This is a genomic window from Stenotrophomonas sp. P5_B8 (assembly GCF_054049855.1).
Genome location: NZ_JBFULO010000006.1, coordinates 1 through 19,252, shown reverse-complemented (window position 1 = coordinate 19,252; position 19,252 = coordinate 1). Strand labels below are relative to the sequence as shown.

Below are 19,252 nucleotides of genomic sequence, written 5' to 3'. Positions count from 1 at the left end.
GGCGTGCTCAATAGCGGTAATTCACCTTCATCCACACCGTCCTGCCCGGCTCGTTGATCCGGATCGGATCAGCGGGGAAGCCGAAATCGGCGCTGCCGGCCAGGTTCAGGTGCTCGCTGTAGGCGCGATCGAACAGGTTGTCGATACCCGCGCTGAGCTGCAGCGCATCGCTGAGGCGGTAGCCGGCGTTGAGCGCGAGAGTGGCGAAGCCGGCGCTGGGGCCGAGGTCGCGTGCCACGACATTGCCCTGGTTGGCGGCGACGCGGTGCTGGTGGGCGACGGCGCGGGCGAGTGCGCCCATGCTCCAGCGCTGGCCCTGCCAGTTGGCGCTCACGCGCGCCTCCAGCGGCGGCATCTGCGGCAGCGGCGTGCCGTCGCTGCGGTTTTCGCCCCATGCGTAGGCGAGCGTACCGCCGAGTTTCCACTGTTCGGTGAGGACCAATTCCGCGCCGGCTTCGGCGCCGGCGATGCGCGCGTCCACGTTGTCGGCCTGAGTCATGCTGCCCATCATGCCGCCCTCCCGGTAGGCGAACAGGATGTAGTCCTGCAGCCGGCCGGCGTAGGCCGATACCCAGGCGTTGAGGCGGTCACTGCGGTATTGCAGGCCAAGGTCGAGCTGGGTGGTTTTTTCCGGCTGGATACCGGCGAACGCGTTCGCCGCGCCCATCGGTCCCATGTCGGGCGAGAACAGCTCCCAGTAGTCGGGCATGCGCTCGCTGTGGCCGATGCCCGCATACCAGGTCAGCGATGGGGCGAGATCGCGTTCGATGCGCAGGAAGCCGCTGCCCAGGTCTTCGCGGCGCTGCTGGCCGGCGGTTGGATTGGGCATGGCCATCATCCCGGCGCGACGGCGTTCGTCGGTGACCTCGGCGCGGTCAATGCGCAGGCCGCCGACCCAGCGCTGCGCCGTGCCTTCGCCAAGGGTGATTTCGGTGAAGGCACCCAGGTTTTCGAAGCGCGCGTCGGTGTTCCAGGACTGCTGGCGATAGGTGTTGCGACCCATGCCGCTGCGGCTGCGGTGGCGGCCGTCCTGCGCATCGACGCCGGCCACCAGGGCGATGTCCTGCCAGCGCCACTCCGAGGCGATGCGGCCGCCCGTCGTGCGGCGATCGACATTGGCCGCCATCGGCATCGGCATGCTGCTGTCCGGGTTGGGCGTGCGCAGGGTGTAGTTGTCCATTACGTGGTCGGCGTCGTTGTAATACACGTTGGCCAGCAGCTTGTCCCAGGCGCCGGGCAGGTTGTCCTTCTCGACGCGGCCCGCATAGCTGGTGCGCTTGAACGCGGCGCCATCCATGCCACGGCCGGCATAGCGGGCGATGGCGTCGCCGGTGCCGGCCGACAGCTCCAGCACGGTGTCCGCATCGGGCGTCCAGCCGACGGCGACGTCGCTGTTCCACTTGCGCCACTTGGATGGCACGACGTCGCCGTTACCGTCCTTGTAATCGTCCGCTTCGGAGCGGTTGCCGTTGACCCGCACGTAGCCCTGCGAGGCACCGGCGGTGAGGTCGAGCACCTGGTCGTTGCGGTTGCGCGAGCCGACCAGCGCACTGGCGTTGAGGTCGATGCCCGGGGCATCGAAGCGCGGGGTATCGCGCTCGAAGCGCACCGTGCCAGCCGACGCACCGGCACCCCAGCGCACGCTCTGCGGCCCCTTGATGATGGTCAACCGGTCGAAGGTTTCCGGGGCGATGTAGGACAGCGGGTTGTCCATGCGCGACGGACACGCGCCGATCAGGTTGCCTTCGTTGCTGACGATGTTCAGGCGTGAGCCGAACATGCCGCGCAGGACCGGATCACCGTTGGTACCGCCGTTGCGGATGGCGGCAAAGCCAGGAACCGTCTTGAGGTAATCGGCGCCGTCGCTGGCCGGGACCGGCTGGCGCGGCAGGCGTGGGTCGGTGACCCAGTGCAGCGGCGAGGATGGCGCGCTGGCGGTCACCACCAGGGTGTCGAGGGTGCGGGCGTCGTCATTGGCGGCATGCAGCGGCAGCGCCGCCAGGGCCAGCGACAGGGAAACAGACAGGCGCGTCAGTGCGCCCGCGCTGCGGGAAGCAACAGTCATGGTGAAACTCCAGAAAAGCACGCAGGCATGCGCCGCCATCACGGCGACACGGGCAGGAAGGGCGGTGGCTTTCAGGAGCGCGCGGGCGGGCCACGCGCGGCGTGGGCAGGCCAGCGCAGGCTGCGTGGCGTGGGCACCGCGCGACACGCGCGCGGCGCGATGACCGGCATCGCCGGCAACAGCAGGATCAGCACCGCCAGCCACGGCATCAGCCGCGAGGCCATCATGCAGTACTCGCAGGCGTCGCCATGCCCGGCGTGCTCGCTCATCGGCGGCGACGGTGCCGCTTGCTCGTGAGCGCCCTGCATGGTGTGCACCGGCATCGGCTGCGTCGCCATGTGATGGCGCTGCGTGCCGTCGTGCTGCATGTCCTGATGCGCCATGACGTGTCCGGCGTGGGCATCCAACGGCCCCGACATCGCGTGGGCCATCCCGGTCGGCATGAGCATCACCGGTGCCTCGGCGTGCGCCTGCTGCCAGCGGCTGACCAGCGGCGCCAGCGCCATCAGCAGCGTCGCCACGAAGGCAAGCTGAAGAAAGACGGCATACGGGCGACGGCGGACGTTCACCCCCTCATGGTAGCGCCCGACCTTGGGCAGGGCAGCCCGGAGCCCTGCGACCAACCGTCGCAGCGGCCCGTTCGAAGCGCCCACCGAACGCCTCAACCCTTCTGGAGAAAAGCCCCCTTCTGTTGAAGCGGGCGCGCCAACGGCGCGGGGTAGAGGAAGCATGCGCGGCCATCACCGTCGCTTCTCAGACGGTGATGGTCTGCGTCAGCGATTCCCAGGTGGGGGGCAGCGGCCAGTTGGCCTCCTGGTTGCCGTCGATCACCCGGCGCAGGTCGCGGGTATCGATCTGTGGGGCAAGCACGTGCACCAGCTCCAGCGCGTAGTCGCGCAGGACGCGATCACGCGGCAGCACCGCCCAGGCGATGCACTCGTCGATCGGGGCCGGGGCCGGCCACGCACGCAGGTCGTCGTCGCTGGCATTGACCGCCATTTCCGCCAGCAGCCCCACGCCCAGGCCGGTGCGCACGTAGGTCTTGATCAGGTCCGCGTCCAACGCGGTCAGCGCGATGTCCGGCGTCAGCCCGGCACTGGCGAAGGCCCGCTGCAGCGAGGAGCTGCCGCGGGTAGAGGATTCGTAGCTGATCAGCGGGTGGTTGGCCAGCGCCTGCAGGTCCGGTGCCGCGCCCGGGCGGTCCAGCGCATGCCCGCGCGGCACCAGCACCAGTCGGCGCCAGCGGTACAGCGGAATGGCCAGGCCGGCGTTGGGCTCACCGCCCGCGGTGCTGATGATCGCGATGTCCGCATCACCCTGGCTGAGCAGGTCCAGCGCATCGCTTTCGGCAGCCTGCTGCAGGTGCACGCTCACCTGCGGATAGGCCTGCTTGATCTTCGCCACCGCCGGCGGCAGCACGAAGCGCGCCTGGGTATGGGTGGTGGTGAGGATCAGCTGGCCCTGGCTTTCGCGACGCTGGTTGGCCGCGTAGGTGCGGATGTTGTTGGCTTCAGACAGCACGGCGCGGGCGCGGCCGATCACTTCCACCCCGGCCGGGGTCACCGCTTCGAGGCTGCGACCCTTGCGCACGAACAACAGGAAGCCCAGTTCATCCTCCAGCTGCTTGAGCTGCTTGGACAGGCCGGGTTGGGTGGCATGCACGCGCGAGGCCGCCAGCGTGATGTTGAGCTCGGCGTCGGCGATGGCCACCAGATAACGGAGTTGGGTCAGCGTCATGGGCGTGCGGCACGGCTGGCAAAGGGAGGGCAATCCGACTGTAGGGCAATTGCCGTCACCAGCTTATAACCAAATGTTGTTTAAGAAGGGTATCAGGTCATTTCCCGGGGGCATATGCCGGGTCTACGGTCTGCCCTGCCCTCTCCCCCTGCCGCGCCGCGCGCGGTGAACGGACTTCTTCGGAGCATCCCATGGCCCTGTACAACTCCATTCTGGACACCATCGGCAATACCCCGGTGGTACGCCTGAACCGCATCGCCCCCGACCACGTGAGCGTCTACGCCAAAGTGGAATCGTTCAATCCCGGTGGCTCGGTCAAGGACCGCCTGGCGCTGGCGATCATTCTCGATGCCGAGGCACGCGGCGTCCTCAAGCCCGGCGACACGATTGTCGAAGCGACCTCGGGCAACACCGGCGTGGCGTTGGCGATGGTGGCGGCCGCGCGCGGTTACAAGTTCGTGGCCACCATGGTGGAGACCTTCTCGATCGAGCGTCGCAAGCTGATGCGCGCGTACGGGGCCAAGGTGATCCTGACTCCGGCCGCCGAACGCGGCTCGGGCATGGTCCGCCGCGCGAAGGAACTGGCCGACGAACACGGCTGGTTCCTGGCCAGCCAGTTCGCCAACCCCGCCAACCCGGCCTACCACCGCAACACCACCGCGCCGGAAATCCTGCGCGACTTCGCCGGCAAGCGCCTGGACTACTTCGTCACCGGCTGGGGCACCGGCGGCACCYTGACCGGCGTGGGCGAAGTACTCAAGGTGGCCCGCCCGGAGACCCGCATCGTGGCGACCGAACCGGCCGGCGCCGCCCTTCTCAAGGGCGACGAATGGAAGCCGCACAAGATCCAGGGCTGGACCCCGGACTTCGTGCCCGAGGTGCTCAACCGCAGCGTGTATGACGAACTGCTGACCATCGAGGACACCCGCGCGATCGAAACCGCGCGCCGGCTCGCCGCCGAGGAAGGCATCTTCGTCGGTATCTCCGCCGGTGCCACCATGGCCAGCGCGCTGGACATCGCCGCGCGTGCCGAGAAGGGCAGCGTGATCCTGGCGATGCTGCCGGACACCGGCGAGCGCTACTTCTCCACCCCGCTGTTTGCCGACATCATCGAAGGCTCCGACGACGATTGGCTGGCCGGTCTGCCCTGATCGCCGCGTTGTCATCATGGCACCCCGCGACGCCCACCCTTCGGTGGGCGTTGTCGCATTCAGGTGTCGGGGTTTGCTTCATCTGGGGTGAAGCCGACACCCCGCATCGTGTATTTGCAAGGCAGTGCACACCGGGTCGCACTGCCTGAGACGATGATGACGCAACCTCGACCTGCTGCCCGGTACGGTGCAGTAACAAGGCGACATCCCGTTGCATGGACCCGGTTTCAGTCAGGAGTGGTACGCATGAAGATCGAAGTGTGGCAGGGCGACATCACGACCCTGGCGGTGGATGCGATCGTCAATGCGGCCAACGAATCCCTGCTCGGCGGGGGCGGCGTGGACGGCGCGATCCATCGTGCGGCCGGCCCAGGCTTGCTGGCCGAATGCGAAGCCATGGCGCAGATCCGGCCGGGCGTGCGCTGCCCGACGGGCGAGGTGCGTGCCACCGCCGGTCATAACCTGCCGGCGCGGCATATCTTCCACACCGTCGGCCCGGTCTGGCAGGACGGCCAGCGCGACGAACCGGCGCTGCTGGCCAACTGTTACTGGAAGTCGCTGCAGCTGGCTGAAAAGATGGACCTGCATTCGATCGCCTTCCCGGCCATCAGTTGCGGGGTGTTCGGGTACCCGCTGCACCAGGCCGCGCTGATCGCCGCCACCGAAACCGTCGCCTGGCAGCGCTCGCACCGCGAACCGCAGCGCATCATTCTGGTGGCCTACAACGCAGCGACGTTCAAGGCGTACCAGTCCGCGTTGGCCACGCTGGGCCAACCGTTCGAGGCGCCACCGTCAACGCTGCTGCCGTCGCTGGAGCTTGGGCTGCCGCCGGCTGCGGCGCACTGAGGGAGCGAACGCCGGTCATCTTGCCAGAGCTGGAGCGATCGACGTTGCCGTTGCCGTTGCCAAGGTAGGGTTACCCCCTGCCGACTGCCGACCCTCGGACACTGTTCAATGCCGGCATGGCGATGGAACGTAGCGGGCTTTTCGCGACCCGCTGTGTCCGGCCGGCATACAGCCCACGATCGCGATAACGCAGCGCACGTACAGTCGACCGCGCGGCGACCCTAGCGTGGACGCTGCGCCCGCCCGCTTTGTGAATCTTCGCCTGGCCGCACTCTGCCGCCTGAGGGACTTGCCAGCGTCGCAGACCGGTCACCGCGTCGCTGATCCAGCGGTATAGACCCATTCGTCGAAGAACGGTTGCAGCGAATGCCCAGCGGCCTTCTCCATGGCCCGCTGGAAATCGGCGGTGACCACCGAGCGTCCGTCGTTGGTGACGGTGTAGTCGCGCAGGCCGCGCCAGAACACCGCTTCGCCGAGTTCGCCGCGCAGCAGGTGCAGCACGTAGGCGCCCTTGCGGTAGACCACCGCGCGGTCATCGGCGGTAGGGGCGTTCCAATCGGCATACACCAGCGCGTGGTCCGCGCCCTTGGCCCGTAGCGCATCCAAGCGCTTGCGCCAGCCTTCCACCTGCGCCTGGTAGGCGACCTCGCCCTGCGCCTGCTGCAGGTAAGCGGCGGTCATGAAGTTGGCCATGCCCTCGTTGAGCCAGAAATGCTCCCAGCCGGCGCAGGTGACCCGGTTGCCCCACCATTGGTGCGCGGCCTCATGTGCCATCAACGCGGTCTGGTCGGCATCGTCGAGTACCTCCTGGCCGTACGCCTCGGACATCAACGACACACCCGCCATTTCCTGCCCGATGGTGCTTGCCACCAGCGCCTGCTGATAGTCACCGCGATATGGCAGCCCGGCGCGTGCCGCGAAGAAGCCGAGCATGTCGCCGGTACGCACGAACACCGTCCGCAGCTGCGCCGGCGTGCGGTCCACCGACAGGAAACGCAGCTGCACCGGACCCTGCTGCTGCGTGGCCTGCTGGTAGCGGCCGGCCGCGAAGCCATACACGTAACCGGGCATCGGCGTGTCCAGCCGCCAGCGATGTTCCCGGCGTCCATCGGCCAACGTGCGCGTGGGCAGCGCGCGGCCGGTGCCGGTGGCCAGCAGCGCCGGCGGCAACGTTACCGACAGATCCAGCGTGGCGCGCTCATCGGGCGCATCCACCGAGGGCATCCACKGGCTGGTGGAGAAGATCGTGTAGACCTCCTCGCGCTCGGGGGCGAACGTCAGGCCGAACGCCGGCGCACCGTGGTAGAGAATCTGCAGCTCGGCCGACGCACCGGGCTTCAGCGGCGTGGCCAGTGTGATGTGCAGCTGCTGATCGGCCTGCACAAAGGCAAGCGCGCGACCGCCCTGCTTCACCGACGTCACCTCGAGTGTGCCCGCATCGAGCGTGAGCGTGGACAGCGTCTGCACCGCCCTGAAACGAACGGTCTGCTGCCCCCGCACGCGCTTGGCGGCGATATCGGGCACCAGCGCCACGCTGTAGTGCAGCACGTCGAAACCGCGTGGCGGCATAGCGTGTACCACGCAGCAACCAAACAGCAGCGGTAACACCAACACCCCAACGCAGCGTCGCACGATCATGGCATCCATCCGGGCAATGTGGATCGCATCGTGCCAGACCGCGACGGGTAGAGCCACGCCATGCGTGGCTGCTGCCTGCTTGCGATCAGGCACCGCGCGCAGCCATCCGGGCGTTGCGCACAGCCCCCCGCAGGCACCGCGCACAGCCACCCAAGCACCGCGCGCAGCCACCCATGGGGTGGCTCTACCCCACCAAAAAAAACGCCGGCGCGAGGCCGGCGTTTCTTCATGTGCGGTCAGGCCGGTATCAGCCGTTCCACTTGCCCAGTGCCGCCTGGCCGTTTTCCTTGGCGCGGTCGTACACGGTCTGCTGTGCCTTGGCGATGTTGGCCTTGGTGTCCTTGGCCCACAGCTTCAGCGCGGCCTGCTGCATGGCGCGGCCGTAGGAGAAGCTCAGCGGCCACGGCAGGTTGCCCATCTGGTTCATGGCATCCAGGTGTGCGGTGGACTGCTCATCGCTCTGGCCGCCGGACAGGAACACCACGCCCGGCAGGATCGCCGGCACGGTGCTCTTGAGGCACATCACGGTCGACTCGGCCACTTCCTCGACGTCGGCCTGCTCTTCGCAGCCCTTGCCGGAGATGACCATCGAGGCCTTCAGGATGGTGCCTTCCAGCAGCACGTTCTGCTGGTACAGCGCGTCGAACAGCGAACGCAGGGTCGCTTCGGTGACTTCGTAGCACGTCTCGATGTCGTGGTCGCCGTCCATGATCACTTCCGGCTCGACCATCGGCACCAGGCCGCATTCCTGGCACAGCGCCGCATAACGGGCCAGCGCGTGGGCGTTGGACTCGATGCAGGTACCCGACGGGATGCTCTCGCCGATGTTGATCACCGCACGCCACTTGGCGAAGCGCGCACCCAGCTTGTAGTACTCCTGCAGGCGCTMGCGCAGGCCGTCCAGGCCCTCGGTCACCATCTCACCGGGGCAGCCGGCGAGCGGGTGGGCACCCTTGTCGACCTTGATGCCCGGGATGATGCCGTGGTCGGCCATGTACTTGGCGAACGGCACGCCATCCTTGGTGGACTGACGGATGGTCTCGTCGTACAGGATCGCGCCGGAGATATGCTCGTTCAGCTTCGGCGTGGTGAGCAGCATCTCGCGGTAGGCGCGACGGTTCTCTTCGGTGTTCTCCAGGCCGACGCTGGCGAAGCGCTTGCCGATGGTGCCGGTGGATTCGTCGATCGCGATGATGCCCTTGCCCGGGGCGACCATGGCCTGGGCGGTTTCAGCCAGCTGTTCGATGCTCATGTATTTCCTGTGGCGGGTGCGGGAAAACCGCAATTATAGCTCCCGCCTTCCGTGAACTGACCGTCCACGGAATCTGGAAACGCTTTCAGATGGCCAACGTGTGACGGCGCGACGTTTCCGCCGCGCCGCCGTGTGCTGCACTGCCGGGCGTCGCCCGGCCCTCCCCTTACAGGTCGCCCAGGCCGCTGGCGCGACCGTCTTCGCCCACTTCCAGCAGGCGCAGGGTGTTGGTGGCGCCGTGGGTTTCCATGTGCTCACCGCTGGTGAACACCACGCGGTCGCCGGCCTGCAGCTGGTTGGCTTCCACCAGCAGGCGGATGCTGCCGCGGGCCGCTTCGCGCGGGGTGAAGCCGCGGCTGTCGAAGTTGATCGGGAACACATCGCGCATCAGCGCCATCTGGCGGCGCGCGCCGTCATGGCGGGTCACCGCGAACACCGGTGCCGAGGCACGGAAACGCGACAGGTAGCGCGCGGTGCCACCGGATTCGGTCATTGCCACGATCGCGCGCACGCCCACGTGCTGGGACAGGAACATGGTGGCCATGGCGATGGCCTGGTCGGCACGCTCCAGCCCGCGCGGCGAGGCGCCGAAATCGGTCTCGGTCTGGAACTGACGCTCGGCACCCAGGCAGATGCGCGCCATCGCTTCGACGGCCTTGACCGGGTAGGCACCGGCGGCGGTTTCGGCCGACAGCATCACCGCATCGGTACCGTCGATGACCGAGTTGGCCACGTCCAGCACTTCGGCGCGGGTCGGGATCGGGCTTTCGACCATCGACTGCAGCATCTGGGTGGCGGTGATCACCACCTTGTTCTGCGCCAGCGAGGCCTTGATGATCTTCTTCTGCAGGCCCGGCAGCTCGGCATCGCCGATTTCCACGCCCAGGTCACCACGCGCGACCATGACCACGTCGCTGGCGTCGATGATCTCTTCCAGGTTCTCGATCGCCTCGGTGCGCTCGATCTTGGACACCAGCGCGGCATAGCAGCCATGCGATTCGGCGATTTCGCGCGCATCGTTCATGTCCTGCGCATTGCGGCAGAACGAGACGGCGATGAAGTCCACGCCGATCTTGGCCACGATGCCGATCAGTTCCTTGTCGCGCTCGGTCAGCGCGCCCAGCGACAAGCCACCGCCCTGCTTGTTCAGGCCCTTGCGGTCGGACAGCACGCCGTCGTTGAGCACGGTGTTGATGATGCGCTCGCCCTGCACTTCGATCACCTGCAGCTGCATCAGGCCATCGTCGAGCAGCAGCACGTCACCGGCGGCCACGTCCTGCGGCAGGCCGAGGTAGCTCACGCCCACCTGGGTGGTGTCACCCGGCGGCGGCGTCGCCGAGGCGACCAGGTCGAAGCGGTCACCCGCCTTGAGGTGGATCTTGCCTTCGGCGAAGCGCTCGATGCGGATCTTCGGGCCCGGCAGATCGGCCAGGATGCCCACTTCCACGCCCACCCGCTGCGAGGCGGCGCGCACGTCGGCGGCACGCTTGGCCTGGCCGGACGGATCACCGTGACTGAAGTTGAGGCGAACCACGTTCACGCCGGCGCGGAAGAGATCCTCCAGCACGCCCGGCGGGTCGGTTGCCGGTCCGAGGGTGGCAAGGATCTTGGTACGGCGCTGACGCTCAATCATGGTAAATGGGCTCCCGGGAAAGGATCGAAATTAGCACACCCTTCACGTCCCATGAATACGTTTACAGCCTTGCGGTGTCTGGGTTTGTCCGATGTCCCGCAGACAGCGCCGGACCGCCGCGCGGACATCGGCCGACGCGCGAATGGCGACAAGCCCCGACACGATTGGCTTTGCGCACGACATGCGGCGGCGTACGGGACGCCGCCGCAGCGGTCAGGCGAGCACGGTCAGCAGGTCATCCGGCGCGTTGGCCAGATGCTGCGCACCGGCTTCCTGCAGCTCCTGGGCCCCGCCAAAACCCCACAACACGCCGATATTGCGCATGTTGTGATGGCGCGCACCGGCGATATCCATGCGCCGGTCGCCGATCATCCAGCACTGCTGCGGGACCAGTGACAGCCGCTGCAGCGCCTCGGCCACCAGCTGCGGCTTCTCGCTGCGGCTGCCATCGATGGTCGCCCCGATCACGTCCTCGAAGCAGCTGCCGAACGGCAGGTGCTCGACGATGCGCCGCGCATGCGGCTCGTTCTTGGCGGTGACGATGGCCAGCCGATGGCCGCGATCATGCAGGGCCTGCACGACCTGGCCGATGCGCGGGTAGACCTCGTGTTCGCGCCAGCCGACCACGTCGAAACGCTCGCGGTAATACGTCACCGCCTGCTCGACATCGGCCGGATCGGCGAACAGCGGCGCGAAACTGGTGCGCAGCGACGGGCCGATCCAGCGCCGCAGTTCTTCCTGCGGCGGCACCGGCTTGCCCATCTGCGTGAGCGCATGCGCCACGCACTGGGTGATGCCGACCGCCGAGTCGATCAGCGTGCCATCCAGATCGAAGAACAGGACATCCCGCCCGGCATCGGCGTGACGCCCCACGGTCGCCATCACGCGCCCCGTGCGTCGAGCGCGGCCACGGCCGGCAGGGTCTTGCCTTCCAGGAACTCCAGGAACGCGCCGCCGCCGGTGGAGATGTAGCTGATCTGATCGGCGATGTCGTACTTGTCCACCGCCGCCAGGGTGTCCCCGCCGCCGGCGATGGAGAACGCCGACGAGGCGGCAATCGCCTGCGCCAGCGCCTGGGTGCCGTGGCTGAAGGCCTCGAACTCGAACACGCCGACCGGGCCGTTCCAGACCACGGTGCCGGCCTTGGCGATCAACCCGGCGTAGTGCCGGGCGGTGTCCGGGCCGATGTCCAGGATCAGGTCATCCTCGGCCACATCGGCCAGCGCCTTCACCGTGGCCTCGGCATCGGGCAGGAACTGCTTGGCCACCACCACGTCGGTCGGCAGCGGGATCTCGGCGCCGCGCGCCTTGGCGTCGGCGACGATCTGCTTCGCCGTGTCCAGCAGGTCCGGCTCGTACAGCGACTTGCCGACCGGGTAACCGGCCGCGGCGATGAAGGTGTTGGCGATGCCGCCGCCGACGATCAGCTGGTCGACCTTGCCGACCAGGCTGGAGAGCAGCTCAAGCTTGGTGCTGACCTTGCTGCCGGCCACGATCGCCAGCAGCGGCGTTGCCGGGGCGTGCAGGGCCTTGGCCAGCGCGTCCAGCTCGGCCATCAGCAGCGGACCGCCAGCGGCGACGGGGGCGAAGCGGATCACGCCGTGGGTGGAGGCCTGCGCACGGTGCGCGGTGCCGAAGGCATCCATGACGAACACGTCGCACAGCGCCGCATACTTCTTCGCCAGCGCTTCATCGTCCTTGGCTTCGCCGACGTTCATGCGGCAATTTTCCAGCAGCACGATCTCGCCGGGCGCGACCTCGACACCGTCGACCCAGTCGCGCACCAGCGGTACGTTCACACCGAGCAGATGCGAGAGCCGCAGCGCCACCGGCGCCAGCGAATCCGCGTCGCTCCACACGCCTTCCTTCGGCCGTCCCAGGTGCGACATGACCATGACCGCCGCGCCCTTCTCCAGCGCCATCTTCAACGTCGGCAACGATGCGGTGATGCGCTGCTCGGAGGTGATGTTGCCATTCTCGATCGGCACGTTGAGGTCCTGGCGGATCAGCACGCGCTTGCCGGAGAGATCGAGGTCGGTCATGCGAACGATGGACATGGGCAACTCTTTGGCTGAAAAAGGAAAGGGCGCCGCGCACGGCGCAGACGCCCATTGTCCCGGCTGCGCGGGCGCATCGCAAATTTTCGGGCAGAAGCGGAGGCAGGAGCAGGAGCCAAAGCCAAGTCCAACGCCAACGCCCTGCGGCCGATGCTCCTGCGCGGTGCGAGGGCCTGTAGGTTCACGGGACACGCTGCAAGTCCCGCTCCGCGGCCCGGCCCAGCCGCTGGCGGCTGTGCGTTCGGACGCATGCGAGGCAGTGCCCCGCAAGCAATGCGCCCTCACACCTGTAAGCTCCGTCGCCGCATCCATGCGGCTCAGGGTCCCGTGAACCCACAGGCCCCCACACTCGACAGTAGGTCGGTGCGCATGGAAAAGCCCACCGGTAGTGCCGGGCGCTGCCCGGCAGCTCTTCCCCCCACCGCCAACGCGACCCACTGTCMGGAGGTGGSCGGGYAGCCTTGCCCAGGACCGTGTRTTGCCATGGATGGCAACACCGAGCCCCCARRGACGGGTTTACGGCGTGTTCTGGGCAAGGCTACCCGCCCACCTCAGGCCAAGAACGTCAAGGCGCTGCTACCAAAAGCGCTGCTGCTGGCCGCTGCTCCGGAAGCCGTTTCCCGCGAGGCAGTTCTTCCCGCAGAAACCAGCCAATCCATCACTCCGCAGCACCGCCTGGCTTCTGCCGCAGCACGCTCACCGCAAACCCACCCACCACCAGCACGCCCAGCACCAGCAACCCCCACAGCAGCCAACGCTTCCAGTCGCGCTGCGGCGCCACCGCCGCATCGCCGGCCAGCACCTGCGCCGGGCCCTGCAACGTGGCCAGCGCCGGTTGCCACTGCGCCCCCTGCTGCTCCCGCAACTGCGCGATCACCGTCCCCACCGGCGCATCGCTGCGCGCCATACGCACACTGCCCGCCGCCACGCTGTAGGGCCCCTCGCCCTGGCTCAGGAACACCAGCGCTTCGGGCTGATAGCCCAGCTTCAACGTCGGCGCCGCGCTCGGCTGCGCCTGCCCCGCCACCAGCTTCCAGTAACGATCACGACTGGGCACCGGCAACGACTGCGTCTGCGACCGACGCCGCTGCGCCGCATCCTGCACCTGATAGGCCACCCACGGACCGGCGCGCACCTGCCACGGCTGGTTCGCATCATCGCGACTCAGCAACGTCCACTGCACCACGCTGTTGTCGGCCGTGGCGATGTCCACCTGCGCAATCGGAAAGCGCCCCTCCAGGCGGTACTCGAACTCACCCGGTTTGCCCGCTGTGTCCGTCAGCGACTGCCAGCGCCAGTCGATCGACTGCGCCGCCGGCACCAGCTCGGCCTGCACCGCCGACAACGCCGGCAGCGCGTCGGCGTCCATCGGCAGAATCCGGAAGTACTTCGCCTGGTGCCCGATTTCAATGCGCCGCTGCTGCAGGCGCTGCCCATCGTGCTGCAGGTCCACCAGCGGCACATCGTCGGTGATGCGCTGCCACTGCCGCAGGTCGTCGCTGGCTTCCACCCGCACCCGCGCCTGCAACGCCGTCTGCGTCTGCCAATCCAGCCGCAGCGCCTGCACGCCCACGTGCAGCGCACTGGCATCGACCAGCCAACCGGCGGCCTGCGTGCTGGCCGCGCCGCTGCGCCCCAGTCGCGCTTCCACCCGGCGCACGCTGCCGTCGGTGTTGCGCTCTGTCAGTAGTTGCAGGTCATCGGCGGCCGCGCCGGCCAGCGCCGGCAACGGGAACCACGTCAACGCCTGCCATTGCGCCTCGCGTGCCAGCGGCTGGTCGGCCGCCAGCAGGGTCGTCGGCAGCGCCTGGCCCTGCGCATTGAACACCTGCACGTCGGCCAACTGGGGCGACACCGCGCTGCGGTAGACCGCTTCGTCCAGCAGCACCCGGTAGGCACCGGCCTGCGGCTCCGACAGCTGCAACGGCCATTGCTGGCGATAGTCCTGGCGCGCATCGGCGGCCAGTGCCAGGGACGGCAGGGCGGCCAGCGACAGCGCCGCGATCAGGGTGCGCATTCGATTCACGGGTGTGGCTCCACGGCGGGTTCCGGGGCGCGCGGCGGCGCCGGCGCGAGGTAACCCACGACCGTGCACAGCAGGCCGTAGGCGATGAAGGAGGAAATACCCAGCAGGTTGCCCAGGTGCTGGCGGTCGATCAGCACCAGCTTGGCCAGCACCACGCCCATCAGCACCGCGCCGACCAGCCACAACGTGCGCTGGCCGCGACGCGAGCCCCATACCCAGCTGATCACGCCGAGCACGCTCCAGACCACAGTCAGGCTGGTCTGGGCCAGGGTCGAGGACCACAGCGCGTCGTTCCAGGCTACGCCGCCCCAGTGGTGCACGGTATGCAGCGTGGTACTGGTAAGCAGGATGAAGCCGGCGATGGCCAGCAACGGCACGCGCATGCCACGCGGCCCGTCCGGCGCCTGCGCCGACCACAACCAGCGCGCCGCCAGCGCCAGCACGGCCAACTGCACCAGTTCCATTGGATTGAGCAGCGGCAGCCACGGCAGCGGTGCCGATCCGGCCGGCAGCATCAGCAGGCCCAGCCAGGTGACCCCAAGGACCACGAACAACGTGGAGGTCAGCGCCGTGCGCAGCGCATTGAAGCGCGCGCCCAGCGGCACGGCCAGCCACGACCAGCGCAGCAGCGCGGTAGCGGTGACCAGCAGCCACGGCAGCACCCCCAGCGCGATCGACCAGCCCTGCGCCAGCACGAAGTGGTCGGCCAGCCACGTGCAGGCCAGGGTGACCACCGTGGGCCACAGCAGCCACCAGCTGAACTGCGCCGCCAGTGCCGCGCGGTCCTGTCCGCCGCGCAGGCACCACAGGCTGCGCACGCCCAACACTGCAAATACCGCCCAGGCCACGGCGCCATAGCCGGCGAACGGCTGCTGATGCACATCGGCCTGCCACAACGCCAACGGGAACGCGCTCAGCAGCATCGCCAGCGTGGTCAGCGCCAGCGCGCGGGCCGGTGCACGGCGGTGCACTTCGGCGGCGGCCCAGGCAGTGAACGCCACCGCGATCAGCAGCGCATCGGGGCGGCTGTCGCGCGCGACGAAGCGGCCGATCTCATGTGCCACCCCGCCCAGCCACCACAGCAGGCCCCACAGGTAATAGACGATCGCCGGCGCATCCTGCTGCGCGCGTCGATAGCTATGGGCGGACGCGAAGCCGGCCAGGGCCAGCAGCACGCCGCTCATGAAGGTCGCATTGGCGATCGCGGTGGCGTCCTGGTGCCAGTAATCGGCCCCGACCACAAAGCCGAACGCCGCGCCCAGCTGCAACAGCGCACCGGCGATCTGCGGCAGCCAGCGCTTCTGGCGCAGGCCCAGCCAGACCAGCCCGGCGCCTTCCAGCGCGAACACACTGGCGGTGGCGCGGGCGGACAGTGCCAGCGGCACCGCCAGGGTGGCAAACCCCACCGCCAGCACCGCGTGCGACTGGCCCAGCACGGCATAGCGCGCGCGCCGGATCAGCGCCCAGCCCAGCACTGCATACAACGCGGCCAGCGCCAGCGCACACAACGCCAGCAGCAGGCGGTCGTCGTGCAGCATGCCGGCCTGCAGCGAGAAGGCGACCAGCGGCGTGCCGAACACCAGGCTGCCGTCGACCAGATCGCGCTTCTCCGCCGGCTGGCGGCGCGCATAGAGGATCGGGATGAGCAGGTAGAAGACGAAGAACAGCAGCAGGAACGGCTCGGTGCTGCTGAACTTGTCGGCGTTGTACTGCAACACGCCCCAGGCCGTACCGATGCCGAAGGTAAAGGCGAACCCGAGCAGGTTGAGCACCCGCCACGGACGCCACCAGGCAATGGCCAGGATGGCTGCGTTCAGCACGGCGTAGTAGGCGAACAGCGCCACGTGGTTGCCGCTGCCGGTGGACAGCCAGATCGGCGCCATGAACCCGGCCAGGATGCCCAGCACGGCCAGCGTGCGCGAATTCTGCACGACCGCCAGCACGCCCATGCCGGCGATCAGCAGCACGCTCATCGCAAATGCCGGCAGTGCATCGATCAGGTCATAGCGCTTGAACGCGGCGAACAGGGTCAGCAGCAGCACGCCGATGGTGCCGCCCTGCAGGGCCAGCGCAAACAGGCGCCGGCTATCGCGCTGGATCCAGCCGAACACCAGCCCGCCCAGCGCCGCCGCGGCAATCGCGGCCAGGCGCAGTTCGATCGGTGCGTTCAACCAGCCCTGGTCACTGGCGTACTTGAGCAGCGCAGCGACACCGGCCAGCAGCACCAGCATGCCGATCTTGACCGGTACGTTGCCCTCGGTGAACCACTGCTTGATCGTGCCGATGATCCGCTCGCCGATGCCCGGGCCCTGCGGCGGTGCGGGCGGGAATGGCGCGCTGGCCGCCACCGGTGCAGGAGCCGACGACGGCAGTGGCGGTGGACGGCGCGGCGGCTCCGGGGTGGCGGCCAACGGCGCGGCAACCACCGCCGGTTCGGGAGGCGGTTCGGCAGCAACCGGCGTCGGCGCACGGTAGGCGGTCTCAGCCCAGCCCAGCGGCGTGCTGATCGGCACCTCGGCCGACGGTCGCGCGCTGGCATGGAACTGCTGGCTCTCCAGCGCGGACACGCGCCGACGCAGGCCGGCGATCATCACCAACGCCACCACCAGCAACACCGGGATCAGCAGTACCACTACCGCCAGCAGGACAATCAGAGCTTCCATTCCACGCCATCCTCAAAGGGGAGCCCCGGCGGCATCCTGCCGACGCCATGCCGGTGGCACGCGGCCATGCTAATGGATCGGCGGCAACTGCGGGGCGCCCCCTGCCCGCCCCTGTGCCGAGCCACAAACGACGAACCCCGGCACAGGGCCGGGGTTCGCAGGAATCACCGAGGCTACGCCGCGCTTACTTGGCGGCGACGACCTTGGCCATTTCCAGGCACTTGTTGGAGTAGCCCCACTCGTTGTCGTACCAGGACACCAGCTTGACGAAGGTGCTGTCCAGGGCGATGCCGGYGTCGGCATCGAACACCGAGGTGTGGGTCTCGCCGCGGAAGTCGGTGGCCACGACCTTGTCTTCGGTGTAGCCCAGGATGCCCTTCAGCGCGCCTTCGCTCTGTGCCTTCACTTCGGCGCAGATCTCGGCGTAGGTGGCTTCCTTTTCCAGTTCGACGGTCAAGTCGACCACCGACACGTCCGAGGTCGGCACGCGGAAGCTCATGCCGGTGAGCTTCTTGTTCAGCTCCGGGATCACCACGCCGACGGCCTTGGCTGCACCGGTGGAGGACGGAATGATGTTTTCCAGGATACCGCGGCCGCCGCGCCAGTCCTTGTTGGACGGGCCATCGACGGTCTTCTGGGTGGCGGTGGCCGCATGCACGGTGGTCATCAGACCGCGCTTGATGCCCCACTTGTCGTTGATGACCTTGGCCAGCGGGGCCAGGCAGTTGGTGGTGCACGAGGCGTTGGAGATGATCGCCTGGCCGGCGTAGGTCTTGTCGTTCACGCCGAACACGAACATCGGGGTGTCGTCCTTCGACGGCGCCGACAGGATCACCTTCTTGGCGCCGGCATCGATGTGCTTCTGCGCGGTGTCCTTGGTCAGGAACAGGCCGGTGGACTCGATGACGACGTCCACGCCGACTTCGTCCCACTTCAGGTTGGCCGGGTCGCGTTCCTGGGTCAGGCGGATTTTCTTGCCGTTGACCAGCAGGTCGCTACCGGACACTTCCACGTCGGCCTTGAAGCGGCCATGCACGGAGTCGTACTTCAGCATGTACGCCAGGTAGTCCGGCTCCAGCAGATCGTTGATGGCGACGATTTCGATGTCATTGCCGAAATTCAGCACGGCCGAGCGCAGCACATTGCGACCGATGCGACCGAAACCGTTGATGCCAACCTTGATTGCCATGTTCACAAGCTCCTGCAGCCGCGACGGTGCGGCGCCGATGGAAAGGGGCGTTCATTCTAGCAGGGCCGAACCGGGGCCAAGGCCCCGATGGCGAATGGAAACCGGTTACAGGGTCAAAATCCGCGGATTGATCCGGATCAAGGCGCAGCGGGGCCGGGACGGGAAAACTGGCCCCATTCCACCCCGCAACGAGACACCGTCATGCGCAAGACCTCCCCCCTCCTGCTGTCCAGCCTGGCCGCCGCGCTTGCCCTGGCCGCCGCGCCCGCCATGGCCCAGTCCAAGGGCGACTGGACGATCGGTGCCGGCGTGCACCAGGTGGCCCCGAAGTCCAATAATGGTTCGCTGGCCGGCGGCACGCTGAAGGTCGATGTCGACAACGACATCAAGCCGACCATCACCGGTGAGTACTTCATTGCCGACAACCTGGGCATCGAGCTGCTGGCGGCGCTGCCGTTCAAGCACGACATCAACATTGCCGGTCTGGGCAACGTGGGCAGCACCAAGCACCTGCCGCCGGTGATCTCGCTGCAGTACCACTTCAACAGCAAGGGCAAGGTGTCTCCGTTCGTCGGCGCGGGCATCAACTACACCACGTTCTTCAGCGAGAAGACCGGCGGCGCGCTGGCCGGGAGCAAGCTGACGCTGGAAGACTCCTGGGGCCTGGCCGCGCATGCGGGCCTGGACTTCGCGATCAACGACAAGGGCTCGCTGCGCGTCGATGTGCGCTGGATGGACATCGACAGCAAGGTGAAGCTCAACGGCGAAAAGATCGGCACGGTCAACATCGACCCGCTGGCCTACGGCGTGTCCTACGTGTTCAAGTTCTGATCGGCGGATCAGAACCCGACAGCGCAACACCCCTCGCAGCAAGCGTTTTTCCCCGGCTTCGGCCGGGGATTTTTTTTGGAACTTCTCCAATGGACGCAGCATCCTGTTCCACGGGCTGGAGCAGATGGCGTGCGGCGGCGCTGCGCGCGTGACCGGGTATGCAG

14 protein-coding genes are annotated in these 19,252 nt (G+C 67.8%); 3 read left to right on the top strand and 11 right to left on the bottom strand.

The annotated features are described in order from the left end of the window. Positions 1 to 7: 7 nt before the first annotated feature. The 3 genes from ACXJKH_RS00765 to ACXJKH_RS00755 all read right to left on the bottom strand — a co-directional run bounded on the left by ACXJKH_RS00765 (position 8) and on the right by ACXJKH_RS00755 (position 3,802). Positions 8 to 2,065 carry a TonB-dependent copper receptor gene (locus ACXJKH_RS00765; protein WP_457317923.1) on the bottom strand — a complete coding sequence of 686 codons (2,058 nt, stop codon included), beginning with the start codon at positions 2,063 to 2,065 and terminating at the stop codon, positions 8 to 10. 71 nt (positions 2,066 to 2,136) lie between these two features. Next, positions 2,137 to 2,571, bottom strand: a complete 435-nt coding sequence (locus ACXJKH_RS00760; protein WP_457317929.1) for a hypothetical protein — start codon at positions 2,569 to 2,571, stop codon at positions 2,137 to 2,139. 247 nt (positions 2,572 to 2,818) lie between these two features. Beyond that, positions 2,819 to 3,802, bottom strand: coding sequence for a LysR family transcriptional regulator (locus ACXJKH_RS00755; RefSeq protein WP_256777441.1), 984 nt, complete (start codon positions 3,800 to 3,802; stop codon positions 2,819 to 2,821). Between the two features lie 191 nt (positions 3,803 to 3,993). On the opposite strand from ACXJKH_RS00755, the gene cysK reads away from it, so the two are divergent. Further along, positions 3,994 to 4,953: a cysteine synthase A gene (cysK, locus tag ACXJKH_RS00750; protein WP_457317922.1), complete on the top strand. Its 960-nt coding sequence runs from the start codon at positions 3,994 to 3,996 to the stop codon at positions 4,951 to 4,953. A gap of 246 nt (positions 4,954 to 5,199) precedes the next feature. After that, positions 5,200 to 5,799 (top strand): O-acetyl-ADP-ribose deacetylase, encoded by a 600-nt coding sequence (locus ACXJKH_RS00745; protein WP_457317921.1) that lies wholly within the window; start codon positions 5,200 to 5,202, stop codon positions 5,797 to 5,799. 309 nt (positions 5,800 to 6,108) lie between these two features. Here ACXJKH_RS00745 and ACXJKH_RS00740 read toward each other — a convergent pair whose 3' ends face one another. The 8 genes from ACXJKH_RS00740 to gap form a co-directional block, all read right to left on the bottom strand. Beyond that, positions 6,109 to 7,368, bottom strand: coding sequence for a M1 family metallopeptidase (locus ACXJKH_RS00740; RefSeq protein ID WP_457317920.1), 1,260 nt, complete (start codon positions 7,366 to 7,368; stop codon positions 6,109 to 6,111). Between the two features lie 316 nt (positions 7,369 to 7,684). Then, the gene (locus tag ACXJKH_RS00735) at positions 7,685 to 8,689 is read right to left on the bottom strand and encodes a class I fructose-bisphosphate aldolase (protein WP_457317919.1); all 1,005 of its coding nucleotides are present in this window, start codon (positions 8,687 to 8,689) and stop codon (positions 7,685 to 7,687) included. A gap of 166 nt (positions 8,690 to 8,855) precedes the next feature. Further along, complete coding sequence (gene pyk / locus ACXJKH_RS00730) at positions 8,856 to 10,322, bottom strand: pyruvate kinase (protein ID WP_457317918.1); 1,467 nt, start codon at positions 10,320 to 10,322, stop codon at positions 8,856 to 8,858. Positions 10,323 to 10,535: 213 nt separating this feature from the next. Then, a complete protein-coding gene (locus ACXJKH_RS00725; RefSeq protein WP_256777447.1) occupies positions 10,536 to 11,204 on the bottom strand; it encodes an HAD hydrolase-like protein in 669 nt (222 codons plus the stop codon). Continuing rightward, positions 11,204 to 12,379: a phosphoglycerate kinase gene (locus tag ACXJKH_RS00720; protein ID WP_256777448.1), complete on the bottom strand. Its 1,176-nt coding sequence runs from the start codon at positions 12,377 to 12,379 to the stop codon at positions 11,204 to 11,206. The genes ACXJKH_RS00725 and ACXJKH_RS00720 overlap by 1 nt, the downstream gene beginning before the upstream one ends. A 658-nt stretch (positions 12,380 to 13,037) precedes the next feature. After that, positions 13,038 to 14,396, bottom strand: coding sequence for a DUF3999 domain-containing protein (locus ACXJKH_RS00715; protein WP_457317928.1), 1,359 nt, complete (start codon positions 14,394 to 14,396; stop codon positions 13,038 to 13,040). A 5-nt stretch (positions 14,397 to 14,401) separates the two neighbouring features. Then, positions 14,402 to 17,068 (bottom strand): DUF2339 domain-containing protein, encoded by a 2,667-nt coding sequence (locus ACXJKH_RS00710; protein WP_457317917.1) that lies wholly within the window; start codon positions 17,066 to 17,068, stop codon positions 14,402 to 14,404. A 184-nt stretch (positions 17,069 to 17,252) separates the two neighbouring features. After that, on the bottom strand, positions 17,253 to 18,257 hold the full coding sequence (gene gap, locus ACXJKH_RS00705; RefSeq protein ID WP_457317916.1) for a type I glyceraldehyde-3-phosphate dehydrogenase: 1,005 nt from the start codon (positions 18,255 to 18,257) through the stop codon (positions 17,253 to 17,255). 201 nt (positions 18,258 to 18,458) lie between these two features. Between gap and ACXJKH_RS00700 the strand changes: the two genes are divergently transcribed. Continuing rightward, positions 18,459 to 19,088 carry an OmpW/AlkL family protein gene (locus tag ACXJKH_RS00700; protein ID WP_256777451.1) on the top strand — a complete coding sequence of 210 codons (630 nt, stop codon included), beginning with the start codon at positions 18,459 to 18,461 and terminating at the stop codon, positions 19,086 to 19,088. Positions 19,089 to 19,252: the final 164 nt, after the last annotated feature.

Excerpts from the sequence above, each read along its gene's own strand:
- ACXJKH_RS00765 (WP_457317923.1), bottom strand. The coding sequence starts at position 2,065 with ATGACTGTTGCTTCCCGCAGCGCGGGCGCACTGACGCGCCTGTCTGTT.
- ACXJKH_RS00760 (WP_457317929.1), bottom strand. The coding sequence starts at position 2,571 with ATGGCGCTGGCGCCGCTGGTCAGCCGCTGGCAGCAGGCGCACGCCGAG.
- ACXJKH_RS00755 (WP_256777441.1), bottom strand. The coding sequence starts at position 3,802 with ATGACGCTGACCCAACTCCGTTATCTGGTGGCCATCGCCGACGCCGAG.
- ACXJKH_RS00745 (WP_457317921.1), top strand. The coding sequence starts at position 5,200 with ATGAAGATCGAAGTGTGGCAGGGCGACATCACGACCCTGGCGGTGGAT.
- pyk (WP_457317918.1), bottom strand. The coding sequence starts at position 10,322 with ATGATTGAGCGTCAGCGCCGTACCAAGATCCTTGCCACCCTCGGACCG.
- ACXJKH_RS00725 (WP_256777447.1), bottom strand. The coding sequence starts at position 11,204 with ATGGCGACCGTGGGGCGTCACGCCGATGCCGGGCGGGATGTCCTGTTC.
- ACXJKH_RS00720 (WP_256777448.1), bottom strand. The coding sequence starts at position 12,379 with ATGTCCATCGTTCGCATGACCGACCTCGATCTCTCCGGCAAGCGCGTG.
- ACXJKH_RS00715 (WP_457317928.1), bottom strand. The coding sequence starts at position 14,396 with ATGCGCACCCTGATCGCGGCGCTGTCGCTGGCCGCCCTGCCGTCCCTG.
- ACXJKH_RS00710 (WP_457317917.1), bottom strand. The coding sequence starts at position 17,068 with ATGGAAGCTCTGATTGTCCTGCTGGCGGTAGTGGTACTGCTGATCCCG.
- ACXJKH_RS00700 (WP_256777451.1), top strand. The coding sequence starts at position 18,459 with ATGCGCAAGACCTCCCCCCTCCTGCTGTCCAGCCTGGCCGCCGCGCTT.